The 23,537-nt window shown below is 68.9% G+C and carries 19 protein-coding genes; 5 read left to right on the top strand and 14 right to left on the bottom strand.

The features are described 5' to 3' along the window. The first annotated feature begins 2 nt into the window (after positions 1-2). Together OK345_RS05125 and ybiA are read left to right on the top strand one after the other, a co-directional pair. Positions 3-1,952 carry an acetyl-CoA hydrolase/transferase C-terminal domain-containing protein gene (locus OK345_RS05125; RefSeq protein WP_265126850.1) on the top strand — a complete coding sequence of 650 codons (1,950 nt, stop codon included), beginning with the start codon at positions 3-5 and terminating at the stop codon, positions 1,950-1,952. A gap of 64 nt (positions 1,953-2,016) precedes the next feature. Further along, positions 2,017-2,565, top strand: coding sequence for a riboflavin biosynthesis intermediates N-glycosidase (gene ybiA / locus OK345_RS05120; RefSeq protein ID WP_265126849.1), 549 nt, complete (start codon positions 2,017-2,019; stop codon positions 2,563-2,565). Between the two features lie 59 nt (positions 2,566-2,624). On the opposite strand, the gene tkt is transcribed toward ybiA, so the two are convergent. The 13 genes from tkt to OK345_RS05055 all read right to left on the bottom strand — a co-directional run bounded on the left by tkt (position 2,625) and on the right by OK345_RS05055 (position 18,079). Then, on the bottom strand, positions 2,625-4,625 hold the full coding sequence (tkt, locus tag OK345_RS05115) for a transketolase (protein ID WP_265126848.1): 2,001 nt from the start codon (positions 4,623-4,625) through the stop codon (positions 2,625-2,627). A gap of 187 nt (positions 4,626-4,812) precedes the next feature. After that, positions 4,813-6,093 (bottom strand): dicarboxylate/amino acid:cation symporter, encoded by a 1,281-nt coding sequence (locus tag OK345_RS05110; protein ID WP_425510951.1) that lies wholly within the window; start codon positions 6,091-6,093, stop codon positions 4,813-4,815. 94 nt (positions 6,094-6,187) lie between these two features. After that, positions 6,188-7,867 (bottom strand): BatD family protein, encoded by a 1,680-nt coding sequence (locus OK345_RS05105; RefSeq protein WP_265126846.1) that lies wholly within the window; start codon positions 7,865-7,867, stop codon positions 6,188-6,190. Further along, the gene (locus tag OK345_RS05100; RefSeq protein ID WP_265126845.1) at positions 7,864-9,609 is read right to left on the bottom strand and encodes a tetratricopeptide repeat protein; all 1,746 of its coding nucleotides are present in this window, start codon (positions 9,607-9,609) and stop codon (positions 7,864-7,866) included. Before OK345_RS05100 ends, OK345_RS05105 begins: the two co-directional genes overlap by 4 nt. Next, on the bottom strand, positions 9,606-10,607 hold the full coding sequence (locus OK345_RS05095; protein ID WP_265126844.1) for a vWA domain-containing protein: 1,002 nt from the start codon (positions 10,605-10,607) through the stop codon (positions 9,606-9,608). Before OK345_RS05095 ends, OK345_RS05100 begins: the two co-directional genes overlap by 4 nt. Next, entirely contained in the window at positions 10,604-11,059 is a 456-nt protein-coding gene (locus OK345_RS05090; RefSeq protein WP_265126843.1) for a DUF4381 family protein, read from the bottom strand. Before OK345_RS05090 ends, OK345_RS05095 begins: the two co-directional genes overlap by 4 nt. Next, positions 11,056-11,985: a DUF58 domain-containing protein gene (locus tag OK345_RS05085; protein WP_265126842.1), complete on the bottom strand. Its 930-nt coding sequence runs from the start codon at positions 11,983-11,985 to the stop codon at positions 11,056-11,058. Before OK345_RS05085 ends, OK345_RS05090 begins: the two co-directional genes overlap by 4 nt. A 30-nt stretch (positions 11,986-12,015) precedes the next feature. Continuing rightward, positions 12,016-13,041 (bottom strand): AAA family ATPase, encoded by a 1,026-nt coding sequence (locus OK345_RS05080; protein WP_265126841.1) that lies wholly within the window; start codon positions 13,039-13,041, stop codon positions 12,016-12,018. A gap of 126 nt (positions 13,042-13,167) precedes the next feature. After that, complete coding sequence (locus tag OK345_RS05075) at positions 13,168-15,057, bottom strand: type IV pilus secretin PilQ (protein WP_265126840.1); 1,890 nt, start codon at positions 15,055-15,057, stop codon at positions 13,168-13,170. A 19-nt stretch (positions 15,058-15,076) separates the two neighbouring features. Next, positions 15,077-15,610, bottom strand: a complete 534-nt coding sequence (locus OK345_RS05070; protein WP_265126839.1) for a pilus assembly protein PilP — start codon at positions 15,608-15,610, stop codon at positions 15,077-15,079. Then, complete coding sequence (locus OK345_RS05065) at positions 15,607-16,293, bottom strand: type IV pilus inner membrane component PilO (RefSeq protein ID WP_265126838.1); 687 nt, start codon at positions 16,291-16,293, stop codon at positions 15,607-15,609. Before OK345_RS05065 ends, OK345_RS05070 begins: the two co-directional genes overlap by 4 nt. Further along, the gene (locus OK345_RS05060; RefSeq protein ID WP_265126837.1) at positions 16,290-17,021 is read right to left on the bottom strand and encodes a PilN domain-containing protein; all 732 of its coding nucleotides are present in this window, start codon (positions 17,019-17,021) and stop codon (positions 16,290-16,292) included. Before OK345_RS05060 ends, OK345_RS05065 begins: the two co-directional genes overlap by 4 nt. Further along, positions 17,021-18,079 (bottom strand): type IV pilus assembly protein PilM, encoded by a 1,059-nt coding sequence (locus OK345_RS05055; RefSeq protein ID WP_265154972.1) that lies wholly within the window; start codon positions 18,077-18,079, stop codon positions 17,021-17,023. Before OK345_RS05055 ends, OK345_RS05060 begins: the two co-directional genes overlap by 1 nt. 217 nt (positions 18,080-18,296) lie before the next feature. Between OK345_RS05055 and OK345_RS05050 the strand changes: the two genes are divergently transcribed. From OK345_RS05050 to OK345_RS05040, 3 genes are all read left to right on the top strand, one after another. Then, entirely contained in the window at positions 18,297-20,720 is a 2,424-nt protein-coding gene (locus OK345_RS05050; protein ID WP_265126836.1) for a penicillin-binding protein 1A, read from the top strand. A 73-nt stretch (positions 20,721-20,793) separates the two neighbouring features. Continuing rightward, a complete protein-coding gene (locus tag OK345_RS05045; protein ID WP_265126835.1) occupies positions 20,794-21,411 on the top strand; it encodes a hypothetical protein in 618 nt (205 codons plus the stop codon). Further along, positions 21,404-22,123, top strand: a complete 720-nt coding sequence (locus OK345_RS05040; protein ID WP_265126834.1) for a hypothetical protein — start codon at positions 21,404-21,406, stop codon at positions 22,121-22,123. The genes OK345_RS05045 and OK345_RS05040 overlap by 8 nt, the downstream gene beginning before the upstream one ends. 81 nt (positions 22,124-22,204) lie before the next feature. On the opposite strand, the gene OK345_RS05035 is transcribed toward OK345_RS05040, so the two are convergent. Next, positions 22,205-23,482 carry a citrate synthase gene (locus tag OK345_RS05035; protein ID WP_265126833.1) on the bottom strand — a complete coding sequence of 426 codons (1,278 nt, stop codon included), beginning with the start codon at positions 23,480-23,482 and terminating at the stop codon, positions 22,205-22,207. Between the last annotated feature and the right edge of the window lie 55 nt (positions 23,483-23,537).

The raw sequence follows: 23,537 nt of genomic DNA, 5'->3' as shown, positions 1-23,537 counted from the left end.
GCATGACCGAGCATTTCACCGACCTGGACGCCACCATCGACTGGCTGCTGCAACGGGTCGACGGCCCCCTGCGCATCGGCGCGCCGCTGGCGCTGGGCAAGCCGCACCGGCTGCTCAATGCGCTGTATGCGCGCGTGGAGAATGACCCTTCGCGTCCGCTGCAGCTGTATACGGCGCTGTCGTTGAATCCGCCACGCGCCGACGGCGACGGGCTGGAAGCGCGCTTCATGGCACCGTTCGCCGAGCGCCATTTCGGCAAGGACTTCCCGCGCCTGGCCTATGCCGACGCGATCGCCCGCGACCGGCTCCCCGCCCATGTCCGGATCGAGGAGTTCTACATGCAGTCCGGCGCCCTGCTGCGATCGACCCAGGCGCAGCGCAGCTATACCAGCCTCAACTACACCCACGCCGCCGATGCGGTGGCGCAGCGCGCGCCGCATGCCATCGTGCAGAAGGTGGCGCGCCGCGAGGGCAGCCCCCGGCTGTCGCTGTCGTGCAACAACGACATCACCCAGGACACCCTGGATGCGATGGCCGCGCGCGGCCTGCCGCGGCCGTTGCTGGTCGCCGAGGTCGACCCGCAGCTGCCATGGCTGGGCGGCAGCGCGACGGTGGACGCGGGCTTCTTCGATGCGGTGGTCACGCCGCCGGGCCCCTATCCGGCGCTGTTCGGCCTGCCGCGGCAGCCGGTCGGCGATGCCGACTACGCCATCGGCCTTTACGCCAGCGCGCTGGTGCGCGACGGCGGCACCCTGCAGATCGGCATCGGCACCCTGGCCGACGCGCTGAGCCACGCACTGGTGCTGCGCCATACCGACAACGCACGCTACCGGCGCGCCTTGCATGCACTGGATCCGCAACTGGCCAACCACCCGCTGGTGCAGGAGATCGGCGGGCTGGGCCCATTCGAGGAAGGCCTGTACGGCTGCAGCGAGATGCTCAACGAGGGCTTCCGCAAGCTGGTGCAGACCGGGGTGATCAGGCGCAAGGTGCACGACGACCTGGCGCTGATGCAGCGGCTGGAGAACGGCAGCGCCTATACCGCCGACCACGCGCGGCTGGCCGAGGAAGGCGAGTACCTGCATGGCGCGTTCTACCTGGGCTCGTCCGAGTTCTACCAATGGCTGCGCACCCTGCCCGAGGACGAATGCCGCGCCATCGGCATGCGCCGCATCAGCGAGATCAACCAGCTCTACGGCGGCGACGAGCGGCTCGAGCGCCTGCAACGCCGCCACGCGCGCTTCTTCAACTCCTGCATGATGGCCACCGCGCTGGGCGCGGCGGTGTCCGATGCGCTGGAGGACGGGCGCGTGGTGTCCGGCGTCGGCGGCCAGTACAACTTCGTGGCGATGGCGCACGCGCTGCCGGAAGCGCGCAGCATCCTGATGTTCCGCGCCGCACGCGACGACGGCGGCCGGCGCGAATCCAACGTGCGCTGGAACTACGGCCACACCACCATCCCGCGCCACCTGCGCGATATCTACATCGACGAGTACGGCATCGCCGACCTGCGCGGCCTCACCGACGAGGACTGCGTGCTGCGCATGGCCGCGATCGCCGAGGCGCCGTTCCAGCCCACCCTGCTGGAACAGGCCAGGGCCGCGCGCAAGCTGGATGCCGCGGAGCAGGCGCCGGCCGAATGGCGACGCAACACGCCGCAGGCGCTGGCGGCGGCACTGGCCCCGTTCCGCGCCGACGGCACCCTGCCGGACTACCCGCTGGGCAGCGATTTCACCGAAGTCGAGCAGGCGCTGGTGAAGGCACTGGGCTGGCTGAAGGCCAACACGCAGACGCGCGGCGACAAGCTGCGTACGGTCTGGGCGGCCCTGCGGCAACGGGCCGGCGACAGCGACGCGGTGTACCTGCAGCGGATGGGCCTGGAAGCGCCGAAGGACTTCGGCGAGCGGCTCGATGCGCGGCTGCTGCGGTTGGCGCTGGCACGGACGGCATGACCATCCATCGCCAATACCGGCCGCTGGCCGGCGCTGCCGCGACATGCGGCACCCTGCCTTCGCAATGAACGACGATTCCCGCTTCCTCCACGACCTGCAGCGTCGACAGGCCGCAGGCGATGACCTTCACTATCTCTGCTTCTGGGGCCACCGGCCGCCGCGTACGGGGGTGTCGGCCTCCTGCTTCAGCCAGTGGTACGACGCCGGTTTCAGCATCGACGGCGTGCGCTACGCCACGGCCGAGCACTACATGATGGCGGGCAAGGCGCGGCTGTTCGGCGACACGCGGATCCTCGAGCAGGTGCTGAGCAGCACGACGCCGGACAAGGCCAAGGCGCTGGGCCGCAGGATCCTGGGCTTCGACGAAGCGCTGTGGACGCAGGCGCGCTATGCGCTGGTGGTCGAGGGCAACCTGGCCAAGTTCTCGCAGAACGCGGCACTGGGGGATTTCCTTCGCGCCACCGCCGGCCAGGTGCTGGTGGAGGCCAGCCCGGTGGATTCCATCTGGGGGATTGGCCTGGCGCAGGACCATGCCGATGCCCGCAACCCGGCCGCATGGCACGGATTGAACCTGCTCGGATTCGCCTTGATGGAAGTACGCGAACGGTTGTGAGCCGCGGGATCGCGGACAAAAAAAAGGCCGGCTTTCGCCGGCCTTTTCGTACCGCGCGCTTACAGCGCCTTGGCCGCTTCCACCACGTGCGCGGTGGTGATGCCGAAATGCTTGAACAGCGCGTCGGCCGGGGCCGAGGCACCGAAGGTATCGATGCCGACCACGGCGCCGTCCAGGCCGACGAACTGGCGCCAGAAGCCGGTGACGCCCGCTTCCACCGCCACGCGCTTGCGCACGGCATTGGGCAGCACCGCTTCGCGGTAGGCGGCGTCCTGGCGCAGGAACACGTCGGTGGACGGCATGGAGACCACGCGGGTCTTCAGCCCGGCGGCATCCAGTTCGGCCTTGGCCGCGGTGGCCAGCGCCACTTCCGAGCCGGTGGCGATCAGGATCACGTCCGGGTTGCCGCCCTCGGCATCGGCCAGCACGTAGCCGCCGCGCTCGATCTGCTTGACCTGCTCGGCGCTGCGCGGCTGGTGCGGCAGGTTCTGGCGGCTGAACACCAGGCAGCTGGGGCCATCCTTGCGCACGATCGCCGCCTTCCAGCTCACCGCCGACTCGACCGCGTCGCACGGGCGCCACACGTCGTTGTTGGGGATGTAGCGCAAGCTCGCCAGGTGCTCCACCGGCTGGTGGGTCGGGCCGTCCTCGCCCAGGCCGATCGAGTCGTGGGTATAGACGTGGATGGCATGGGCGGGAATCAGCGCGCTCATGCGCACGCCGTTGCGGGCGTAGTCGCTGAACACCAGGAAGGTGGCGTCGAACGGGATGAAGCCGCCGTGCAGGGCCAGGCCGTTGGCGATGGCGGTCATGCCGAACTCGCGCACGCCGTAGTACACGTAGTTGGCATTCGGGTCGTCGCTGGCGACCGACTTGCTGGCCTTCCACAGGGTCAGGTTGGAATGCGCCAGGTCGGCCGAGCCGCCGACGATTTCCGGCAGCAGCGGCGCGAACGCCTCGATCGCCAGCTGCGAGGCCTTGCGCGAGGCGATGGTCGGGCCTTCGGCCTGCACCTGGGCGATGTAGGCATCGGCCTTGGCGATGAAGTCGGCCGGCAGCTCGCCGTGCGAGCGGCGGGTCAGTTCCTCGGCCTGTTCGGGGAACTGCGCGGCGTACTTGTCGAACAGCTGCTCCCATTCGGCCTGGCGCAGGGTGCCGGTGCCGCCGGCGCGCCAGCCGGCGTAGATGTCCTCCGGGATCTCGAACGGGCCATACGGCCAGTCCAGCGCCTTGCGGGTGGCTTCCAGCTCGTCCTTGCCCAGCGGCGCGCCGTGGCTGGATTCCTTGCCGGCCTTGCCCGGCGAACCGAAACCGATGGTGGTGCGGCAGCAGATCAGGGTCGGCTTGTCGAACTGGCCCAGCGCCGCGTCGATGGCGGCCTTGATGCTGTCCGGGTCGTGCCCGTCGACGCCGCGGATCACGTTCCAGCCATAGGCTTCGAAACGCTCCGGGGTGTTGTCGGTGAACCAGCCTTCGGTGTTGCCGTCGATGGAGATGCGGTTGTCGTCCCAGAAGCACACCAGCTTGCCCAGGCCCCAGGTGCCGGCCAGCGAGGCGGCTTCGTGCGACACGCCTTCCATCAGGCAGCCGTCGCCCAGGAATACCCAGGTGCGGTGGTCGACGATCTCGAACTCGGGACGGTTGTAGCGCTGCGCCAGCAGCTTCTCGGCCAGCGCGAAACCGACGGCGTTGGCCAGGCCCTGGCCCAGCGGACCGGTGGTGGTTTCCACCCCCGGGGTCTCATGGCGCTCCGGGTGGCCGGCGGTCTTGCTGCCCAGCTGGCGGAAGGCCTTGAGCTGCTCGATCGGCAGGTCGTAGCCGCTCAGGTGCAGCAGCGCGTACTGCAGCATCGAGCCGTGGCCGTTGGACAGCACGAAGCGGTCGCGGTTGAACCACTTCGGGTTGTTCGGGTTGTGGCGGAGATAGTCGTTCCAGAGGACTTCGGCGATGTCGGCCATGCCCATCGGCATGCCGGGGTGGCCGGACTTGGCGGTTTCGACCGCATCGGCGGCAAGGAAGCGGATGGCGTTGGCCAACTGGCGGCGGGTGGGCTGCGTCATGGTTCTGTCGGGATCGGGAGGCTCCCGCGGAGCTGCGGGCCGCCCATTGTCCCACAGACAACCGGAGCGGTCAGAAACCCGGCCACGGAACCGCCCTCCGGCGCCGGTTCCCGGCGCGCGGAGGGCGCCGCCACAACGCAAACGGCCGCGCAGGAGCGCGGCCGTTGCGGGGAGCGGGAACGCGGGCTCAGTCCCTTGCGGCCGGCCGCGGCGGGTGCTCCAGGTCGCTCTCGCCCTTGGCCACCAGCGTGGTCAGGGCCAGGTCGCCGGTGACGTTGAGCGCGGTGCGGCACATGTCCAGGAAGTGGTTCACGCCCAGGATCAGGCCGATGCCGACCGGGTTGACCCCGACCATGGCGCAGATCAGCGCCACCACCGGCAGCGAACCGGACGGCACGCCGGCGGTGCCGATGCCGCCGAGGATGCACACCAGCATCACCATGAACTGCTGGCCGACGCTCAGGTCCACGCCGAAGAACTGCGCCAGGAAGATCACCGTCACGCCCTCGAACAGCGCGGTGCCGTTCTGGTTGGCGGTGGCGCCCACGGTCAGCACGAAGCGCGAGACCTTCTGCGGCAGGCCCATCTGGTCGGCCACGCGCAGCGCGGTGGGCAGGGTGGCATTGCTGGAGGCGGTGGAGAACGCCATCACCGTGGCTTCCTGGGTCTCGCGGAAGAAGCGCAGCGGCGAGCGCCCGGCCAGCTTCACCGCGATGCCGTAGGTCACCACCATGTGCAGGCCCAGCGCCAGCACCACCACGCCGACGTAGGCGCCCAGGCGCAGCAGCAGGTCGAAGCCGAAGATCGCCGACAGGTTGAACATGAAGCAGGCCACCGCGTACGGCGCCAGGCGGATGACCAGGCCGATCAGGGTCATCGAGATCTCGAAGATGCCCTCGATGATGTTGCGCAGCGGGGCGATCTTCTCTTCCGGCGACAGCACCATGCCGATGCCGAACATCACCGCGAAGAACATCAGCGACAGGATCGCACCGTTGTCCGAGGCCGCGGCGACGATGTTGCTGGGCACGATCGACAGCAGCATGTTCATGCCCTGGGGCTGGTCGCCGACCCCGGCCACGATCTCGCGGCTGCGTTCCACGTTCTCCCGCAGCAGCTGCGCGGCCAGCGCCGGGTCGACGCCGGCGCCGGGCTGGAACAGGTTCACCAGCACCAGGCCCAAGCCCACCGCGATGCCCGACAGCACCACCGTGTAGGCCAGGGTCTTCCAGCCGATGCGCCCGAGCGCGCGGATGTCGCCCATCTCGGCCACGCCCATGACCAGCGCCGAGAACAGCAGCGGCACGATCAGCATGAAGATCAGGTTGAGGAACAGGCCGGAGAACGGTGTGGTGACGTAGGTGGTGAAGATGCGGACCCACTCGCCGTCGGCGCTGGTCAGGTGCGCGACCAGGCCCAGCAGCAGGCCAAGGCCGAAGCCGATCCCCATCTTCCAATGGAGCGGCATCTTGGCTTTGGACTTCACGGCGTTCCCCATCGGCGACCTTCCTCGGAAAAATTGCGGTGCAGCTTAACAAATGCGGCTTTTGCCGCTCTTTGCGCTATCTGTCCGCAGGGTACAGGGGCGGCAGCTCGCTTTTTTCCGCCTTCGCCGGCGCCTGCCAGCGCGGACCGTCGCGCAGCGCCTCGCGCAACGCGCGGCGGGCGGCAGCCACGTCGCCGCCACCGCCCCAGCGTGCCCGCTGCATGCGCTGCAGCGCCTCGCGCTGGGCCGGATCCTGCAATCGCGCGACCACCGCATCCAGTTCGGCGACCCCGGCCATGTCGCACAGGATCCGCTCCACCTCGTCCAGGCCGCCGGCCTCCAGCGCGCGCCGCAGGTCCGGCAGGCCATGGGAGGTGCTGCGCGGTTGCGTCGGCGCCCCTTCCCGGGCCGGTTGGCCACGGCCGCGGCGCAGCGCCCAGGCCAGGGTCAGCAGCCACAGCAGCGCGAACCCGGCCGCCAGCGCGATCCACGGCCATGCCGGCGCGGACGCATGCGGCGCCAGGGTCAGCGAGTCGTCGACAACGCTCGAACCGGCGGCTGCCGCATCCGGCAAGGCGGGCGGTGGCAGCGCCAGGCCGCCGCGGCCGGCGGCGACCTCGATTTCCAGGTCCGGCACCGTGGCCTTGCGCGCGCGCCCGCTGGCCACGTCCCACCAGTCCATGCCGATGCCGGACAGGCGCAGCGTGCCGGCCTGCTGCGGCACGATCGAGTAGCGCCGGGTGAGCTTCAGCTGCGGGCTGCCGCCGACGAAGGTCTCGTCGTACTGCGCCGGCTCGGCGAAGACCTGGGCGGCATCGCCCAGCGACGGCACCGGCAGTTCCGGGAACTGCGCACGGGTCGCGCCGGTCGCCACCGCTTCCAGCACCAGCGTCGCCGCCTCGCCCACCCGTGCCGCCTGCGGCGTGGCGGTGTAGCGCAGGCGCAGATCCTGCAACGGCAGCCACGGCTGCGGCGCGCCGTCCGGCTGCGCCTGCACCTGCAGCGTCCGCGCCGGGCCGCGCGCGCTCAGCTGGCCGTTGCCGCGGCCGAAGAAATCGTCGAAGAAGCCGCCGACGCCGCGGCCGTTGAAGCGGGCGCCGTCCAGCTGCAGCGGGCCGCTGCGTTCGGGAATCAGCAGGAAGCGGCGCTCGACCACGTTGTAGCGGCGCCCGCCCACTTCGCGCACCAGGCTGCGGTCCTCGCCCACGCGCTGCAGCGAGGCGCCGGCCGGGGTGTCGAGCACCAGTTCGCCCGACGCCAGCTGGGTGGCGAAGTACAGCCGCACCACCACGCCCACGCTCTGCTGCACGTAGGGCTGGGCATCGTCGACATCGGTTTCGATGAAGGCCGCCTCATCGCCGCGGCGCGCCTGGGTCGCCGGTGCGCCGGCCTGGACCTGCAGCCGCAACGGCGCGGTGCGCTCGTTGCCGACCCGCAGCGACGGAATTTCCAGCGTTCCGCTGCGGCGCGGGGTCAACGCCACCCCGAACAGCGCCTTGGACGACAGGTTGCCGTTGTCCCACCGCACCTGGCGGCTGCTGGTCTGTCCGCTCAGGGCGAAGTCGGCCTGCAGCGGCGCATAGTCCGGCGCGGCGCCGGTCTGGTCGCTCTCGATGTTGAGGGTGACGGTTTCGCCATCGCCGACGGTGGCGCGGTCCAGCCAGGCGCGGGTTTCCGCCTGCACGGCCGCTACCGGGCACAACGCCGCCACCGCCAGCAGCCAGCTCCCGAACCGGATGCGCCATCGCTGTCTCATCGCCCTTCCCGCCTGCGTCGCTCGTGTTCGAGCTGGAACTTGGTCTTCAACAGGCTGCCCGGATCGTCCGGCACCCGCCGCATCCATGCTTCCACCGCCTGCCGGCGTTCGCGCTGCTCGGCGCTCTCGGCCGGCTGCGCCGGGTCCGATGGCTGCCCATCCTGGTCCTGGCCCTGCTGCATCGCCTGCTGCATGCGCTCGCGCTGGGCCTGGTCGGCCTGCTCCTGCGCCTGCGCATCCTCGGCCTGCGGCGGCTGCGCCTTGTCTTTGTCCTCGTCCAGGCCCGGTCCGGCAGATCGTTCCTGTGCGGACGGATCGTCCGGGGAACTGCCATCCGACGACGGCGCATCCTGGCCTTCGTCGGCCTGCGGCTGCGCATCCGGCGCACCGGCCTGCGAATCGCCGTCGCCCTGCGACGAAGGTTGTCCCTGGCCCTGCGGCTGTTGCGACTGCCGCCGGCGTGCCGCTTCCACGGCTTCGCGATTGGCCAGCGCGTCGGGCATGCCCGGCTGGTGCTGGAGCGCGCGGTCGTAGGCGTCGATGGCGTCGTCGTAACGGCCCTGTCGCGCGAGGGCATTGCCCAGGTTGTACCAGCCCGGGGCATCGTCGATTCCTTCGAAGCGCCGCTGCGCGCCGGCGAAATCGCCCTTGCGATACGCCGCCACGCCTTCGGCCAGCTGCTCCTGGCGCGCCTGGTCGGCACGTCGCCACAAGCTGGTTTCGGCCGCCTGCGCCGGCAGCGACGCCGGCAGCAGGCAGGCCAGCGCCAGCACCGCCAGCGCACCGCGACGACGGAAGGCCAGCAGGCCGAGCAGCATCAAGGCCGGCAACAACCAATAGCCGTCGTCGCGCCAGGCCTTGCCCGCGCTTCCGTCGCGGACGTCGCCGGTCTGCTGCGACGGCTGCAGCACGTCCAGCGCCTGCAGGTCGGCGTCGCCAGCGGCCAACTTCGCATAGCGGCCACCGCCGGCATTGGCCAGCGCACGCAGCGATGTTTCGTCCAACCGTGCCTGGCCGATGCCGCCATTGCGGGTGCGGAAGGCCGCGCCTTGCGCCGTGCCAAGCCCCAGCACGGAAACGCGGTAGCCCGAGGCCAGTGCCTGCGCCGCCGCGGTATGCGCCGCGGCATCGGCCTGGTCGGTCAGCAGCACGATGTCGCCGCGACGCGCGCCGGTCTGCCGCAGCAGTCCGGTGGCCCAGGCAATGGCACGGTCGGCACGCTGGCCATCCACCGGCATCACCTCCAGCGCCAGCGCATCGAGGAACAAGACCACGTTGGCGGTGTCTTCGGTCAGCGGCGCGACGGTGAAGGCGTCCTCGGCATAGACCACCAGCGCCACTTCGCCACCCCGGCGCTCGCGCAACAGGGTCGCCAGCTTCGCCCGTGCCTGCAGCAGGCGCGACGGCGGCAAGTCGGTGGCGCCGGTACGGCTGGACAGGTCCAGCGCCAGTACCAGCGGTACCTGCGACTGCCACAAGGGCTGCTCGACCTGCCGCCAGCTCGGTCCAGCCAGGGCCAATGCCGCCAGCACGATGCCCAGCGCCAGCCACCCGAACCCGGCCAGCGAACGCCGGCTGCCGCCGACCAGCAGATGCGGCAGCAGGTGCGGGTCCACCGCCTCGCGCCAGCGGTTGCGATGCCGCTGGCGGAGCCACCAGACGACGGCCGCCAGCGGTACCAGCAGCAGCGCCCACAACCATTCGGGACGCAGGAAGTGCAGCGACTGCCAGAAGGCGTTCATGGCCAGCGCCTCGGCCACGCGAAAGCCAGGGTCCCCAGGCCCAACGCCAACGCCAGGGGCAGCGGGTAGCGTTCGATCCGCGGCCGCACCGCGGGCCCCTGCGCCTGTATCGGCTCCAGCCGGTCCAGCTCGGCGTAGATGCCGGCCAGTTCGGCGGTATCGCGGGCGCGGAAGAACCGTCCGCCGGTTTCCTGCGCGATCCTGCCCAGTGTCTCCTCGTCGATCGGATCCTCGCCGGTCGCTATCTGCAGGCCGAACAGCGAGAGGCCGCCGCCGCTGCCGCCGAAGGCGATGGTGTGCACGCGCACGCCTTCGGCCCTGGCCAGTTCGGCCGCCTTGAGCGGCTCCAGCACGCCGGCGGTGTTGACGCCGTCGGTCAACAGGATCAGTACCCGTTGCCCGTGGGGTTGCTCGCGCAGGCGCTTGACCGACAGCGCGATCGCGTCGCCCAGCGCGGTCTCGCGCCCGGCCAGCCCGACCACGCTGTCGCGCAGCTGTTCGCGCACGGAGGCGAGGTCCGTGGTCAGCGGCGTCAGCGCATAGGCGCGCTGGCCGAACACCAGCAGGCCGACGCGATCGCCCTGGCGGCGTTCGAGGAAATCGGCCAGTACCGCCTTGGCCGCGGTCAGCCGGTCCACCACGCGGCCACCCAGCTGCATGTCCGCCTCGCTCATGCTGCCCGACAGGTCCACCGCCAGCATCATCTGCCGCGCCTGCTGCGGCGGCGCCACCGCTTCGCCCAGTTGCTGCGGCCGTGCGGCCGCGGCGCACAGGCAGGCCCAGGCCAGCCACAGCAGCCACCGGCCACCGTGCAGCGCGGACGCGGTGCCGCCGCCAGCCACTGCCTGCAGTTGTTCGTACCGGTACGGCACACGCAGCGCCGGCGCGGCTCCCGTCCGCTGCGGCCACCAGCGCATCAGCCAGGGCAACGGCAGCGCCAGCCACGCCCAGGGCCAGGCGAAGCCCTCCAGCCACCCTGTCCAGTCCCAGCCGCTCATCGCCGGCCGGCCATCAGTTCGAGGAAACGCGCCTGCGCCAACTCACCCGCCCGGGCAACGCCCTCGGCGTCCGCGTCGCGGCGGAAGCCGCCGTCGAGCAGCAGGCGGCCATCGCCCTCGGAAAAATCGCGTCGCTTCGCGCCATCGAGAAAGCGCAGCCACGCCTCGCCCTGCAAGGTGGCCGCCTCGGCATCGAGCTGCCGGGCCGCGCGCCGCAGCAGCCCGGACATCGCCGCCAGTTGCGCCGACGGCCCTTCCGCCGCTTCGATGGCACTGGCGAACATGGCCTGCCAGCGCTGCCGCCGCCGTCTGCGGCGCCACCGCAACAATGCCGGTACCGCCAATGCCAGCGCCAGCATCGCCGCCAGCAGCCACCAGCCCGGTGCCGGCGGCCACCAGCCCGGCGCGGGCGGCAGGTACACGTCGCGCAGGGGGAGCCGGGTGGCAATCATGCCGCCACCGGCCGGCCGGACGCCGCCAGCCAGGCGTCGCTGTCGTCGTCGCAGGCCAGGCTGTGCACCTGGATGCGGCGTCCCGGCAGCGCTTCCATCAGCTGCCGCAACGGCGCGACGAAGGCCTGCTGCCAGCGCATGCGCGCCGCCTCCGAATCGAGGTCGATCTCCAGTCGCCGCCCCTGCGCCAGGAACGACAGCATCCCGTGCGGCGGCGCAAGTTCCAGCGGGTCCGCCTGCAGCAGCACGATCACTTCGTGATGCAGCGCCAGCCCCGACCAGCGCGACAGCGGAACCTGCGCCGCGCTCTCCGGATCGGCCAGCACCACCAGTCGCGATCCCGGCCGCAGCAGGCGTGCGGCATGCTCCAGCGCCACCGCCAGCCCGGCATCGTCGGCCGGCGCCTGCGCATACCAGCGGGTCAATGCATCCAGCACCTTCAACACACCCCGCGGTCCGCCCGCCGGCGGCACCGGCGCTTCGGCGCGGCTGCCGCGCAATGCCGCCACCCGGTCGCCCTGGCGCTGCGCCAGCCACGCGGCCACGGCCCCGGCACGCGCCGCCTGCACCGACTTGAAGCGGACCCGGGTACCGAAATAGAGCGCCGGCGCGGTATCGGCCACGATCAGGGTGAGGCGTTCGCGCTCGGCCTGGAAGAGCTTGGTATGGGTACGCCCGCTGCGGGCGGTGAGCCGCCAGTCGATATGCCGCGCGTCGTCGCCGACCACGTATTCGCGCGACTCGGCGTATTCCATGCCGCGTCCGCGCGTGGCCGCCGGCGCCGTTCCGCTCGCGCCGTGCCGGCCCTGGCGGGTGGCATGCGAGCGCGGCACCCGCTGCCGCAACGCGATCAGTTCGGCCAGGGTCGGCCGGATGCCGTCGCCAGGCGCCGCCCCTCGTGCCGTATCGGCAGACGCGCGCTTCATATGCATCGTCCCGGCATCGCCCGACGTGGCTCAGGGCAGCGGAACACGGTCCAGCAACTCCGCCACCAGCCGCTCGCCGTCCCAGCCTTCGGCCGTCGCTTCGTAGCTGGGCAGGACACGGTGCCGCAGCACGTCCGGGGCCACCGCGCGCACGTCGTCAGGCGTGACATAGTCGCGCCCCGCCAACCAGGCGCGGGCCCGCGCGCAGCGCTCCAGCGCGATCGAGCCACGCGGGCTGGCCCCCCAGGCGATGCGCCTGGCCAGCGCCGGGTCGTAGGCGCTGGCATCGCGCGAGGCCAACACCAGCTCGATCAGGTAGCGCTCCAGTTGCGGCGCCATGTGCAGGCCCAGCACCGCCCGGCGCGCATCGTCGATCGCCTGCAACGGCAGCTTGCGCGCCGCGGGGGGCGCATGGTCCAGGTCCTGCATCGCCCGCTCGCGCGCCAGCCGCAGGATCTCCGCTTCGGCGCCGGCGTCGGGGTAGCCGATCCGCACGTGCATCAGGAAGCGGTCCAGCTGCGCCTCCGGCAGCGGGAATGTTCCCTCCTGCTCGATCGGGTTCTGCGTGGCCATCACCAGGAACAGCGGCGGCAGCGCATAGGTATGGCGGCCGACGGTGACCTGCCGTTCGCCCATCGCTTCCAGCAGGGCCGACTGCACCTTGGCCGGCGCGCGGTTGATCTCGTCGGCCAGCAGGATCGGGTGGAAGATCGGCCCGGGCAGGAATTCGAAGCGACCTTCCTGCGGACGCCAGACCTCGGTGCCGGTCAGGTCGGCCGGCAGCAGGTCGGGCGTGAACTGCACCCGCGCGAAATCGGCCTCCAGGCGCGAGGCCAGGGCGCGGATCGCGGTGGTCTTGGCCAGGCCCGGCGCGCCCTCGACCAGCAGATGGCCGTCGGCCAGCAGTGCGATCAACAGGCGTTCGATCAGCGCCGACTGGCCGACGATGGCCGACGACAGCGCATCGCGCAGTTGCACGAAGTCGTCATGCAGTCGATCGGTATCCGGTACGGGGACGCTTTCGCTGTGGGCAGGGAGCTGTGGTGGCAGGTTCATAGACGCATTCTGACCCATCGCTCGTGAAATGGTTCCCGATATCCGTCGCATCGGCGGGCTTGGCGCTGGAGCAAAACGAAAGGGGCCGCACATGGCGGCCCCTCGTACTGCTGCTTGCGACAGGACTCAGTTCGCCTTCGCCACCCGCAGGATCTTCGGCGTCACGAACACCAGCAGTTCCGCCTTGTCCTTGCCGCGGCCGCGCTTCTTGAACAGGTTGCCGAGGAACGGCACATCGCCCAGGAACGGTACCTTGGCGACGCTGCTGCGGTCGCTGAATTCGTACACGCCACCGATCACTACCGTCTGCCCATCCTCGACCAGCACCGCGGTGTTGATCTCGCGGCGGTTGATCGTCGGAACTACGCCGTAGCCATCCAGCTCCAGGTACTGATCGACCTCATCCTTCTTGACATTCATGTTCAGGAAAACACGATTGTCCTGGGTGATGGTCGGGGTGACCTTCAGTTCCAGCAACACTTCCTTGAACTGCACGTTGGGCGTGGCCTGACCACCTCCAGCGCTCCCACCGCCGGTAATGGTGACATAACCGATCTCCTTGCCCTGCTTGATCACGCCCTCGCGCTGGTTGGCGGTGACGATGCGCGGGTTGGAAATGACCTCGCCCCGGCCTTCTTCCTGCAACGCGGACAGCTCCAGATCAAGATTGAAGTTCGCGCCAAGCAGGGTGTAAGCGATGCTCGGAGCACCAGCGGCGCCGGGATTGGTGAACGAACCCGCCGGCAGGCTCACATTCAACCCACGGGTCGCATTCGCGTTGCCGCTGGCACCGCTGCCGATGGTCGCGGTGTTGTCGCCGTTGTTGTAGCTGCGGCGGCCGCCGACACCGAACTTCGCACCCAGGTCGCGGGCGAACGTATCGGTAGCGATGACGATACGGCCCTCGATCAATACCTGGTCGACCGGGCGGTCGATCACATCGATCAACTCGCGCATCTGCGACACCTTCTTCGGGATGTCGCTGATCATCAGGGTATTGGTACGGTCGTCGGCGACGATGCGGCCACGCGGCGACAGGAAACCGTTCTCGTTCTGCCCACTGCCACCGTTGCCTCCACTGCTACCACCGATGCCCTTGGCCTCGGTCAGCGCTTTGAAGATCGCACCGGCGTTGTGGTAGTTGATCTGGATGTAATCGGTGATGAGGTCCACGCGATTCTCGATCGCGATGCGTGCGTCCTCCTTGTCCTGCTCGAACTTGGCCAGCTCCGGCTGCGGCGCCACCCAGATCACGCCGCCCTCGCGACGCTTGTCCAGTCCCTTGGCCCGCAGCACGATGTCCAGCGCCTGGTCCCACGGCACATTGATCAGGCGCAGCGTGACATTGCCCTGCACCGTGTCCGATGCGACCACGTTGAGGTTGGATTCCTCGGCGATCAGCTGCAGCACGGTGCGGACCGGCACGTCCTGGAAGTTGAAGGTGACCGGACGCCCGCTGTAACCGCGCGCGGCGACCGTCGCTGCCGCTTGGGCGACCGTATTGGCGCTCACCGCTCCGGTGGCCACCTCGGCCTGGCGCGGAGAGATCTCCACCACGTACTCGTTGCCGGTCTGATAGGCCATCGACTCGAACGGGACGTTGGTGCTCAGCACCAGTTGCGAACCGTTGCCCGAAGGCTTGGCGTCGATGCGCTGCACCGGCGTGGCGAAATCGGTCACGTTCAATGGACGCTGCAGCTCCGCCGGCAGCGTGGCATTGCCCATGTCGATCACCACGTTGCTGCCCTGGTTGCGCAGGTCCGGGCTTGCGCCCTGCCCGTCGAACTGCAGGATCAGCCGTCCGGCACCATCATCGCCGCGCTTGAAGTCGATCTTCGATACCGCGATCGTCGCCGGCACCGACTTGGCCGGATCGTGCGCATTGAGGTCGACAGCGCTCGAAGGCGCGGCCATCAGTGAGCCGTTGGCCAGTGCGAGCGCAAACCCCAATGCGCACACACGGATCATCGCTTGGCGCCGGGCGGGACGCAGGCTCAGGGCTTTGGAAAAAGTCATCGTGCTATCCCCTAGTCAATCATTGATCGTCAAGCGCAAGCGAAGCCGGGCGTTCCAGCCAGCCGCCAGCGCCATCCGGCACCAGTTCAATCAGTTCGATTCGATCTTCGCCAACGCTGGTCACACGGCCATCGCTCTGGCCCATGTAAACGCCCGGGCGAATGCGGTAGGTGACCTTGTCCGGCGCCATGACGAGCGCCACCACCCCTGCGCCGCCGCCAATCGTGCCGACCATGTCGAGGCTGTCGAGCGGAAACTGCTCCAGCGGTTCCTTGCGACGGTTGGGATCCGGCCGCAGACCGCTGCCCCCATCCGGATTGGTCCATGCGTCGGTGAACGGATCGCGCAGGCCCTGCGCCGCATATTCGAAGGTCTCGAACTGTTGCATCACCGGCAGCGGGTCCAGCGGCGGCGCCGGGCGGGCACGAACGTCGGCCACCCACTTCTGCAGGTTCGGCGCCTCCCCGGGAGTACTGGTGATCCCGCGGGCGCAACCGGCCAGCAACGCCACCAGCACCAGGCAACAAAGCTTTCCAGACGATGTCGTACTCATGCCTTCTTACCGCCCTTTTTCTTGGACGCTGCTTCCGCTTCCGCCGTCTTCCTTTCCTGCTCATCCATCTCGGCATCGTCCAGGTAACGGTAGGTCTTGACGGTACCGGACAGTTCGAGCGCCCCGCTCCTGGCGGTGATGCCCGTCTTCGGATCCTTGGGCTTGAGGTTGATGTCGTGCATGGTCAGGATCACCACGCGCGGCAGCGATGCCACCCCGCTGACGAATGCGCCGAACTGGTGATAGCCACCCACCATGCGCAGTGCGATCGGCTTCTCCGCGTAGAACTCCTTCGGCGATTCCGGTCCGGGCTGGAACAGCTCGTTGTTCAGTCCGCTGGACAGCGCCGTCTGCGAGATGTCGATGATCAGGTCCGGCATTTCGGTCTTGCTCGGCAGCTGTCGCAGCATCTGCTGCAATACCTGCTCCATCTGCGCCAGCTGCTGCTTCAACGGCTCCAGGTTGACCGCACGCCCCTGCTCCTTCTCGAACTCGGCGCGCAGGGTGACCTCGCGTGCGTCGAGCCCCTGCAGTTCCTCGCGCTTGCCCTTGATCAGGACGAACCACGCCAGGACCACGATGAACACCGCCAGCAAGGCGCAGAACACGACCTTGGCACGCTGCGGCCAGCCACCGATGTTGTTGAAGTCCAGTTCGCTGATCTTGATCTTCTTCTGGCTCACGACGCTGCTCCCTCCTGCGACTGTGCCGTCGCAGCAGGTGCTGCGGCGTCGGCCGGTGCCGCCTGCTCAACCGACGCCGGAATGGCTTCCGCGGGTGCTTCCACCGCCTGCGCCTCTACCGCCTCTTCGGCAGCCTTATCGGCAAACGGGTTTTCGCCCGGCGCCGGCAGCTTCACCTTGAGCACGAATACGTACGGCAATGCCTTCACGTCGAGCACCGGCCCGGTATTCGCCTTCTCCTGGGCCTTGGCCTCGATGATCGACAGCTCCGGATTGGTCATCCAGCCCGAGCTTTCGAGGTTGCGCATGTAGGCGCTGACCCGTGCGTTGGACTGCGTGCGTCCTTCCAGGGTCAGGATGTCGCCTTCCTGCTTGAGCGTCGTCAGCACCACGCCGTCAGGGATCGTGCGCACCAGCGAGTCGAACAGATGCACCATCTGCGAACGCTTGGCCTGCAGCTCCTCGATCACCTTCTTGCGCGCCAGCAGGCGGTCCTTCTGGCGATCGAGGCGGTCGATCTCCTTGTTCTGCTCCTTGACCTTCTCGATCTCGGCCTGCAGGAAGCTGTTGCGATCGTTCTGTCCGCTTACCTGCCGGTCGTAGTAGAACCAGATCAGCAGCGACAGCACTACGCCCGCCACGGCGGCGAAGCCCAGCATCCCGTAGAAGTCGCGTTGGCGTTGTTTGCGCCGTTCGGCGCGCCACGGCAATAGATTGATCCGTGCCATCAGTCAAAACTCCTCATGGCAAGGCCGGTGGCGATCATCAGCGCCGGGGCATCCTGCGCCAGGGCATGGGCCTGGACCTTGGGCCCCAGCGTCATCTGCGCCAGCGGATTGGCCACCACCGTCGCCACACCCAGCTGCTCTTCCACCATCTCGGGCAACCCGGCCAATGCCGCGCAACCACCAGCCAGCACGATGTGGTCGACCCGGTTGAACTCGCTACCCGCATAGAAGAACTGCAGCAGGCGACTGATCTGCTGCACCGTCGCTTCCTTGAACGGCTCCAGCACCTCGATCTCGTAGCTCTCCGGCAACCCGCCCTGGCGCTTGGCCAGGCCAGCCTCCTCGTAGGTCAGGCCGTAGCGGCGCATGACCTCGTCGGTGAGCTGCTTGCCGCCGAACACCTGTTCGCGGCTGTACAGGCTGCGTCCACCACGGAGCACGTTGAGGGTGGTCATGGTGGCGCCGATGTCGACCAGGGCGACGACGCCGTCACTGGCGATCGGCAGTTCGCTGGCCACCAGGGCAAAGGCGTTCTCGACCGCGAAGGCCTCCACGTCCATCACCCTGGCGGTCAGGCCGCCGAGCTCGAGCGCGGACTGCCGCAACTCGACGTTCTCCGAACGCGAGGCGGCAAGCAGGACCTGCACCATCTCCGGATTGTTCGGCACCGCCCCCAGCACCTCGAAATCGAGGTTCACTTCCTCGATCGGGTACGGGATGTAGTTGACCGCCTCGAGCTCGACCTGGGCTTCCAGGTCGTTCTCGTCCAGGTCGGACGGCATCGGGATCACCTTGGTGATCACCGCCGAGCCGGCCACGGCGGCAGCCGCGTGCTTGGCCTTGGTTCCCGAACGGGTCACGGCGCGGCGAATGGCTTCACCGACCGCCTCGACCTCGACGATGTTCTTCTCCACCACCGCATTGGGCGGAAGTGGTTCCACGGCGTAATGTTCCACGCGGAAACGATTACCGCTGCGGGAAAGCTGCAAGAGCTTTACCGCAGTCGAACTGATGTCGACGCCGATGAGCGGCGGCTGACTTTTTGGGATAAGCCCCACGGATTCTCCCCTGCCGACGGGCACTTGGACGCGCAAGTTGCGCCCGCGCATTAATAACGAGTTTTTCGCAATTGGCAACCATCCCGCGTGCAAGCCGAGAAGCACGTCACGCAGCCCCAGATGGTTTCCCCTTGCTCTCCCCGGGATCCGGCCCCAGCCGTTCCCTTGCGTAATCTATACTCTGCGGCCACGAAATTCGCAATCGGAATCTGTCTAGATGCCCCGTTTTCGCCGTTGGCTGCGCTGGATGCTGGCCATTGTTGTCGTACTTGTGCTTCTGGGCGGCGTGGCCGCCGGCGCCCTCTATTACGTAGTGTCCTCCAAGCTGCCGGACGTCCAGTCCCTGCGCAACGTGGAGCTGCAGGAGCCGATGTACGTCTACGCCAGCGATGGCCGGCTGATGGCGGTGTTCGGCGAGACCCGGCGCTACCCGGTGCAGATGCAGGAGGTCCCGGAACGGCTGAAGCAGGCATTCCTGGCCACCGAGGACGCCCGTTTCTACGAGCACGGCGGGGTCGACTACAAGGGTATCGCCCGCGCGATGTGGCTGATCGCCAGGAGCGGCTCCAAGGAAGGCGTGCCGGGCGGCTCGACCATCACCCAGCAGGTGGCCCGCCAGTTCTTCCTCAGCCGCGAGGTCAGCTACACCCGCAAGCTGGCCGAGATCCTGCTTGCGCGCAAGATCGAGCAGGAGCTGAGCAAGGACGAGATCTTCGAGCTCTATCTGAACAAGAGTTTCTTCGGCAACCGCGCCTACGGCATCGGCGCCGCCGCCGAGTACTACTACGGCAAGAAGCTCGACCAGCTGGACCTGGACGAGATGGCCTCGCTGGCAGGCATCCCGAAGTTCCCCTCCAGCGGCAACCCGCTCAGCAATCCCGAACGCGCACGCCAGCGCCGCGACAACTACGTGCTGCAACGCATGGCCGACCTGGATTTCATCACCCAGGCCGAAGCCGACGCGGCCAAGGCGGTACCGATGCACGCCGCCCCGCACGAGCCGCCGGTGCAGGTCTACGCGCCCTACGTGGCCGAGCTGGTGCGCCAGGAGATGATCGCCCGCTACGGCGGCGACGTGCTGGACCGGGGTTACCACGTCACCACCACCATCGACGGCGACCTGCAGGCCGCGGCCAACTCCGCCGTGCGCGATGGCCTGTTCCTGTACGACCACCGCCACGGCTGGCACGGCGTGGAGCAGCATTTCGAGGTGCCGGCCGACGCGGATGCGGCCGCCCTGGCCGCCCACCTGACCGGCGTGGCGCCGCAATCGGGACTGCTGCCGGCCATCGTCGCCGCCACCCATGCCGACGGCAGCGCCACGGTCGTGCTGGCCAACCGCACCGAGCTGACCCTGCCGGTCGCCGCCAGCCGCTGGACCAACCGTACCCCGGCCAAGCTGCTCACCCGCGGCGACATGATCCGCGTCCGCGCCGGCGCCAAGGAAGACGAGTGGCTGATCGACCAGGTCCCGCGTGGTCAGGCCGCACTGGTGTCGCTGGATGCCGACAGCGGCGCGCTGCGCGCCCTGGTCGGTGGTTTCAGCTTTGCCGGCAACAAGTTCAACCGCGCCACCCAGGCCCGCCGCCAACCCGGCTCCAGCTTCAAGCCGTTCGTCTACGCGGCGGCCTTCGACAAGGGCTTCAACCCGGCCTCGATCGTGCTCGACGCGCCGGTCGTGTTCCGCGACCGCCGCGGCAAGACCTGGTCGCCGCAGAACGACGGCGGCGGCTTCCGCGGCCCCATGCGCCTGCGCGAGGCGCTGGTGCAGTCGCGCAACCTGGTCTCGGTGCGCCTGCTCGACGGCATCGGCGTGGAATTCACCCGCAAGTACATCAGCCAGTTCGGCTTCGACGAGGCCGAACTGCCGCCGAACCTGTCGATGTCGTTGGGTACCGCCTCGCTCACGCCACTGTCGGTGGCGCGCGGCTATGCCGCGTTCGCCAATGGCGGTTCGCGCGTGGACACCTGGCTGATCGACAAGGTGAGCGATCGCGAGGGCAACGTCATCTTCAAGGAGAACCCGGCGATGGCCTGCCGCGGCTGCGGCGGACAGGGCGGCAGCGCCACCGCATCGGCCAGCCAGGTCGTGGATGGCTTCAACTTCGGCGCCGCCACCCCGGCCAGGCCGCAGCAGGCGAGCGAGCAGCCGGCCAAGCCCGTGGAACCCGTCGACCCCGACGCCCGCGTGGCGCCGCGCGCCATCGACGAACGCACCGCCTACCAGCTGGTGTCGATGATGCGCGACGTGGTCCAGCGCGGCACCGGTGCCGCGGCCAAGACGCTGGGCCGCGAGGATGTCGGCGGCAAGACCGGCTCCACCAACGACCACCGCGACGCCTGGTTCTCCGGTTTCGGCGGTCCCTACGTCACGACCGTGTGGGTCGGGCGCGACGATTTCCGCTCGCTCGGCTACCGCGAATACGGCGGAAGGTCCGCGCTGCCGATCTGGATCGACTACATGCGGGTGGCGCTGAAGGACCAGCCGATCGCCCGCAACGAGCCGCCGGCCGGGATGGTCGAGGCCACCCTCAACGGCGTGACCGAATGGGTGAAGGTCGAGGACCTGGACCGCCTGCAGGAATTCGACTTCAACCAGCAGGACCAGCAGGCCGACGACGCCGCGTTCGACATCTTCTGAACCCGGCGCGGGCATATCCCCGCGCGCCGGGCCGGGCTATCCTCGAGCCCGGCCCGCCATCGGACGACCGACCATGCGCAGCGACCGCACCGACAGCCGCGACCGTCTCCGCATCGCCGAGCTCGCCGCCCGCCTGTTGCGCGAAGGCTCCGCCGGCGCCCCCTTCCAGGCGCGGCGCAAGGCGGCGGCGCGGCTGGGTATCCGCGCCGAGGCGGCCCTGCCTACCCAGGCCGAGATCGAGACCGCACTGCGCCAGCAGCAGGCGCTGTTCGCCGGCCCTGCGCACGCCTCGGCGCTGTCCATCAAGCGCGAGGCGGCGCTGCAGGCGCTCGCCTTCCTGCAGCCGTTCGAACCGCGCCTGGTCGGCCCGGTGCTCGACGGCACCGCCAGCGCGCACACCCCGGTGACCGTGCACCTGCACACCGACGAACCCGAGGCCGTACCCCGCTTCCTGCACGAACAACGCATCCCGGCCAACCTGGCCACCCGCCGCCTGCGCCTGCAGCACGGCCGCGGCACGCCGCTGCCGTGCTGGCTGTTCGACGCCGACGGCGTGCCGTTCGAACTGCTGGTGCTGCCGCGCTCGGCGCTGCGCCAACCACCACTGCAGGCGCTCGACGACCGGCCAATGGCGCGCGCCTCGCTGGCGCAGCTGCGCCAGCACATCGCGGCGGAGGCCGTCGATGGCTGATACCGCCACTCCACCCCGCACGCTCCCACCCGGGAAGCACACGGAACAGGCCCGCATCGTCGCCGTCTGGTTGATGGCGCTGTCGCTGGCCGCCATCACCGCCATGGCGGTGATCCTGCATCCCCAGGCGCGCAAGGGGCCGCCCCACCCCCGCACGGCGTTGATCGGGCTCCCTCCCGGCGGCACCGATGCCAGCGAACCCGCCCTGCGCTACTTCCTGGGAAACCCATACAGCCGCAGATGGTCGATGGCGAGCTTCTGCGACGAGACGAGCCCGTTCGGCCGGGAGCGCTATTTCGCCCATTCGCAAAGCCCGGACGGCTCCTCCTGGTGGGCGATCCTCACCGTGGACGGTCCATCGGTCGACGTGCGCGCATGGCGCGGCGACGCATACCCATACAGGTCGTCTTACATACCCGCGCCTTTCGGCCCCGGTGGACATCCCCCGGACAGTGCCAGACACCTGCAGCTTCAACGGGAAGAGCTGGCTCCCTTGGCAACCGCGTGGCGAAACCCGGTGCTGTGGGGTACTCAAGGGGCAGAAAGCGGATCACGCTCCCTGGCCGGCGAGACCGTCCAGCTGGAAGCCTGCATCGACGGCACATGGGCATATCGCGCCTACCTGGAAAAGCCCGACAACGCCCCGGCCGGCACGGCGCTCCGCAAGGCGCTCATGGCCATCCTCGACCGCCATGCCGCGCCGGCGGAATGAGCCGCGCCGCGCAAACGAAAAGACCCCGCCGAAGCGGGGTCCTCTCTTCTCGCGAGCATCAACGACGCCCGGCGCAGACCATCACTTGCCGTAGTCGCGCACGTCGCTGCCGGTGTAGATCTGGCGCGGGCGGCCGATCTTCATTTCCGGATCGACCTGCTGCTCCAGCCAGTGCGACACCCAGCCGGCGGTGCGACCCAGGGCGAACATCACGGTGAACATCTCGGTCGGGATCTGCAGCGCCTTGTAGATGATGCCGCTGTAGAAATCGACGTTCGGATACAGCTTGCGGGCGACGAAGTAGTCGTCCTGCAGCGCGGCCTGCTCCAGCTTGACGGCCACGTCCAGCAGCGGATCCTGGATGCCCAGCTGGCCCAGCACCTTCCTGGTCATCTCGCCGATGACCTTGGCGCGCGGGTCGAAGTTCTTGTACACGCGATGGCCGAAGCCCATCAGGCGGAAGCCGGAGCTCTTGTCCTTGGCCTTGAGCACGGCGGATTCGACGTTGTCGGCCGAACCGATCTCCTCGAGCATCTTCAGCACGGCTTCGTTGGCGCCACCGTGGGCCGGACCCCACAGCGCGGTGACGCCGGCGGCGACCGAGGCGTACGGGTTGGCGCCGGTGGAGCCGACCAGGCGCACGGTCGAGGTCGAAGCGTTCTGCTCGTGGTCGGCGTGCAGGATGAACAGCAGGTCCAGCGCCTTGACCACGTCGGGGTTCAGCTCGTACTGGCCGTCGGCCGACTCGAAGGTCTGCTTCAGGAAGCGGCTGACGTAGTCCAGCGAGGTGTCCGGCTTGTTGGCCGGCAGACCCTTGCCATGGCGGTAGATCAGCGCCGACAGGGTCGGCACCTTGGCGATCAGGCGCAGCGCGGCCTGGCGGCGCTGGCCGGCGTCGGACAGGTCCAGCGCGTCGTGGTACTGCGCCGACAGCTGGGCGATCGCCGCAGCCAGGATGGCCATCGGGTGGGCGTCCTTGGCGAAGCTGCCGATCAGGGTGTTGATCGAGGCATCGACGTCGGCTTCGGCGGCCAGCTCGTCGGCGAAGGCCTTCAGCTCCGCGGCAGACGGCAGCTCGCCGTTGACCAGCAGGTAGGCCACTTCGACGAAGCTGGACTTCTCCGACAGCTGTTCGATCGGATAGCCGCGATACAGCAGCACGCCCTTGTCGCCGTCGATGTAGGTGATGCCGGACTTGCAGCTGGCGGTGGCGGTGAAGCCGGAGTCATAGGTGAAGAGACCGGTTTCCTTGGTCAGCTTCGAGATATCGACGCAATCGTTGCCCAGCGTGGGCTTGAGTACCGGCAGAACAACCGACTTGTCGCCGGCGTTGAGCGTGACCTGATCGAGATCGGACACAGTGTGCGCTCCTCAGTGGAAGGCGCCTGTCCTGATGAGGGGAGCGGGCAGACGC

Source organism: Xanthomonas chitinilytica (genome assembly GCF_026107455.2).
Taxonomy (GTDB): domain Bacteria; phylum Pseudomonadota; class Gammaproteobacteria; order Xanthomonadales; family Xanthomonadaceae; genus Stenotrophomonas; species Stenotrophomonas chitinilytica.
The sequence above is the reverse complement of the archived record's forward strand: the minus strand, read 5'-3'. Positions and strand labels throughout refer to the sequence as shown.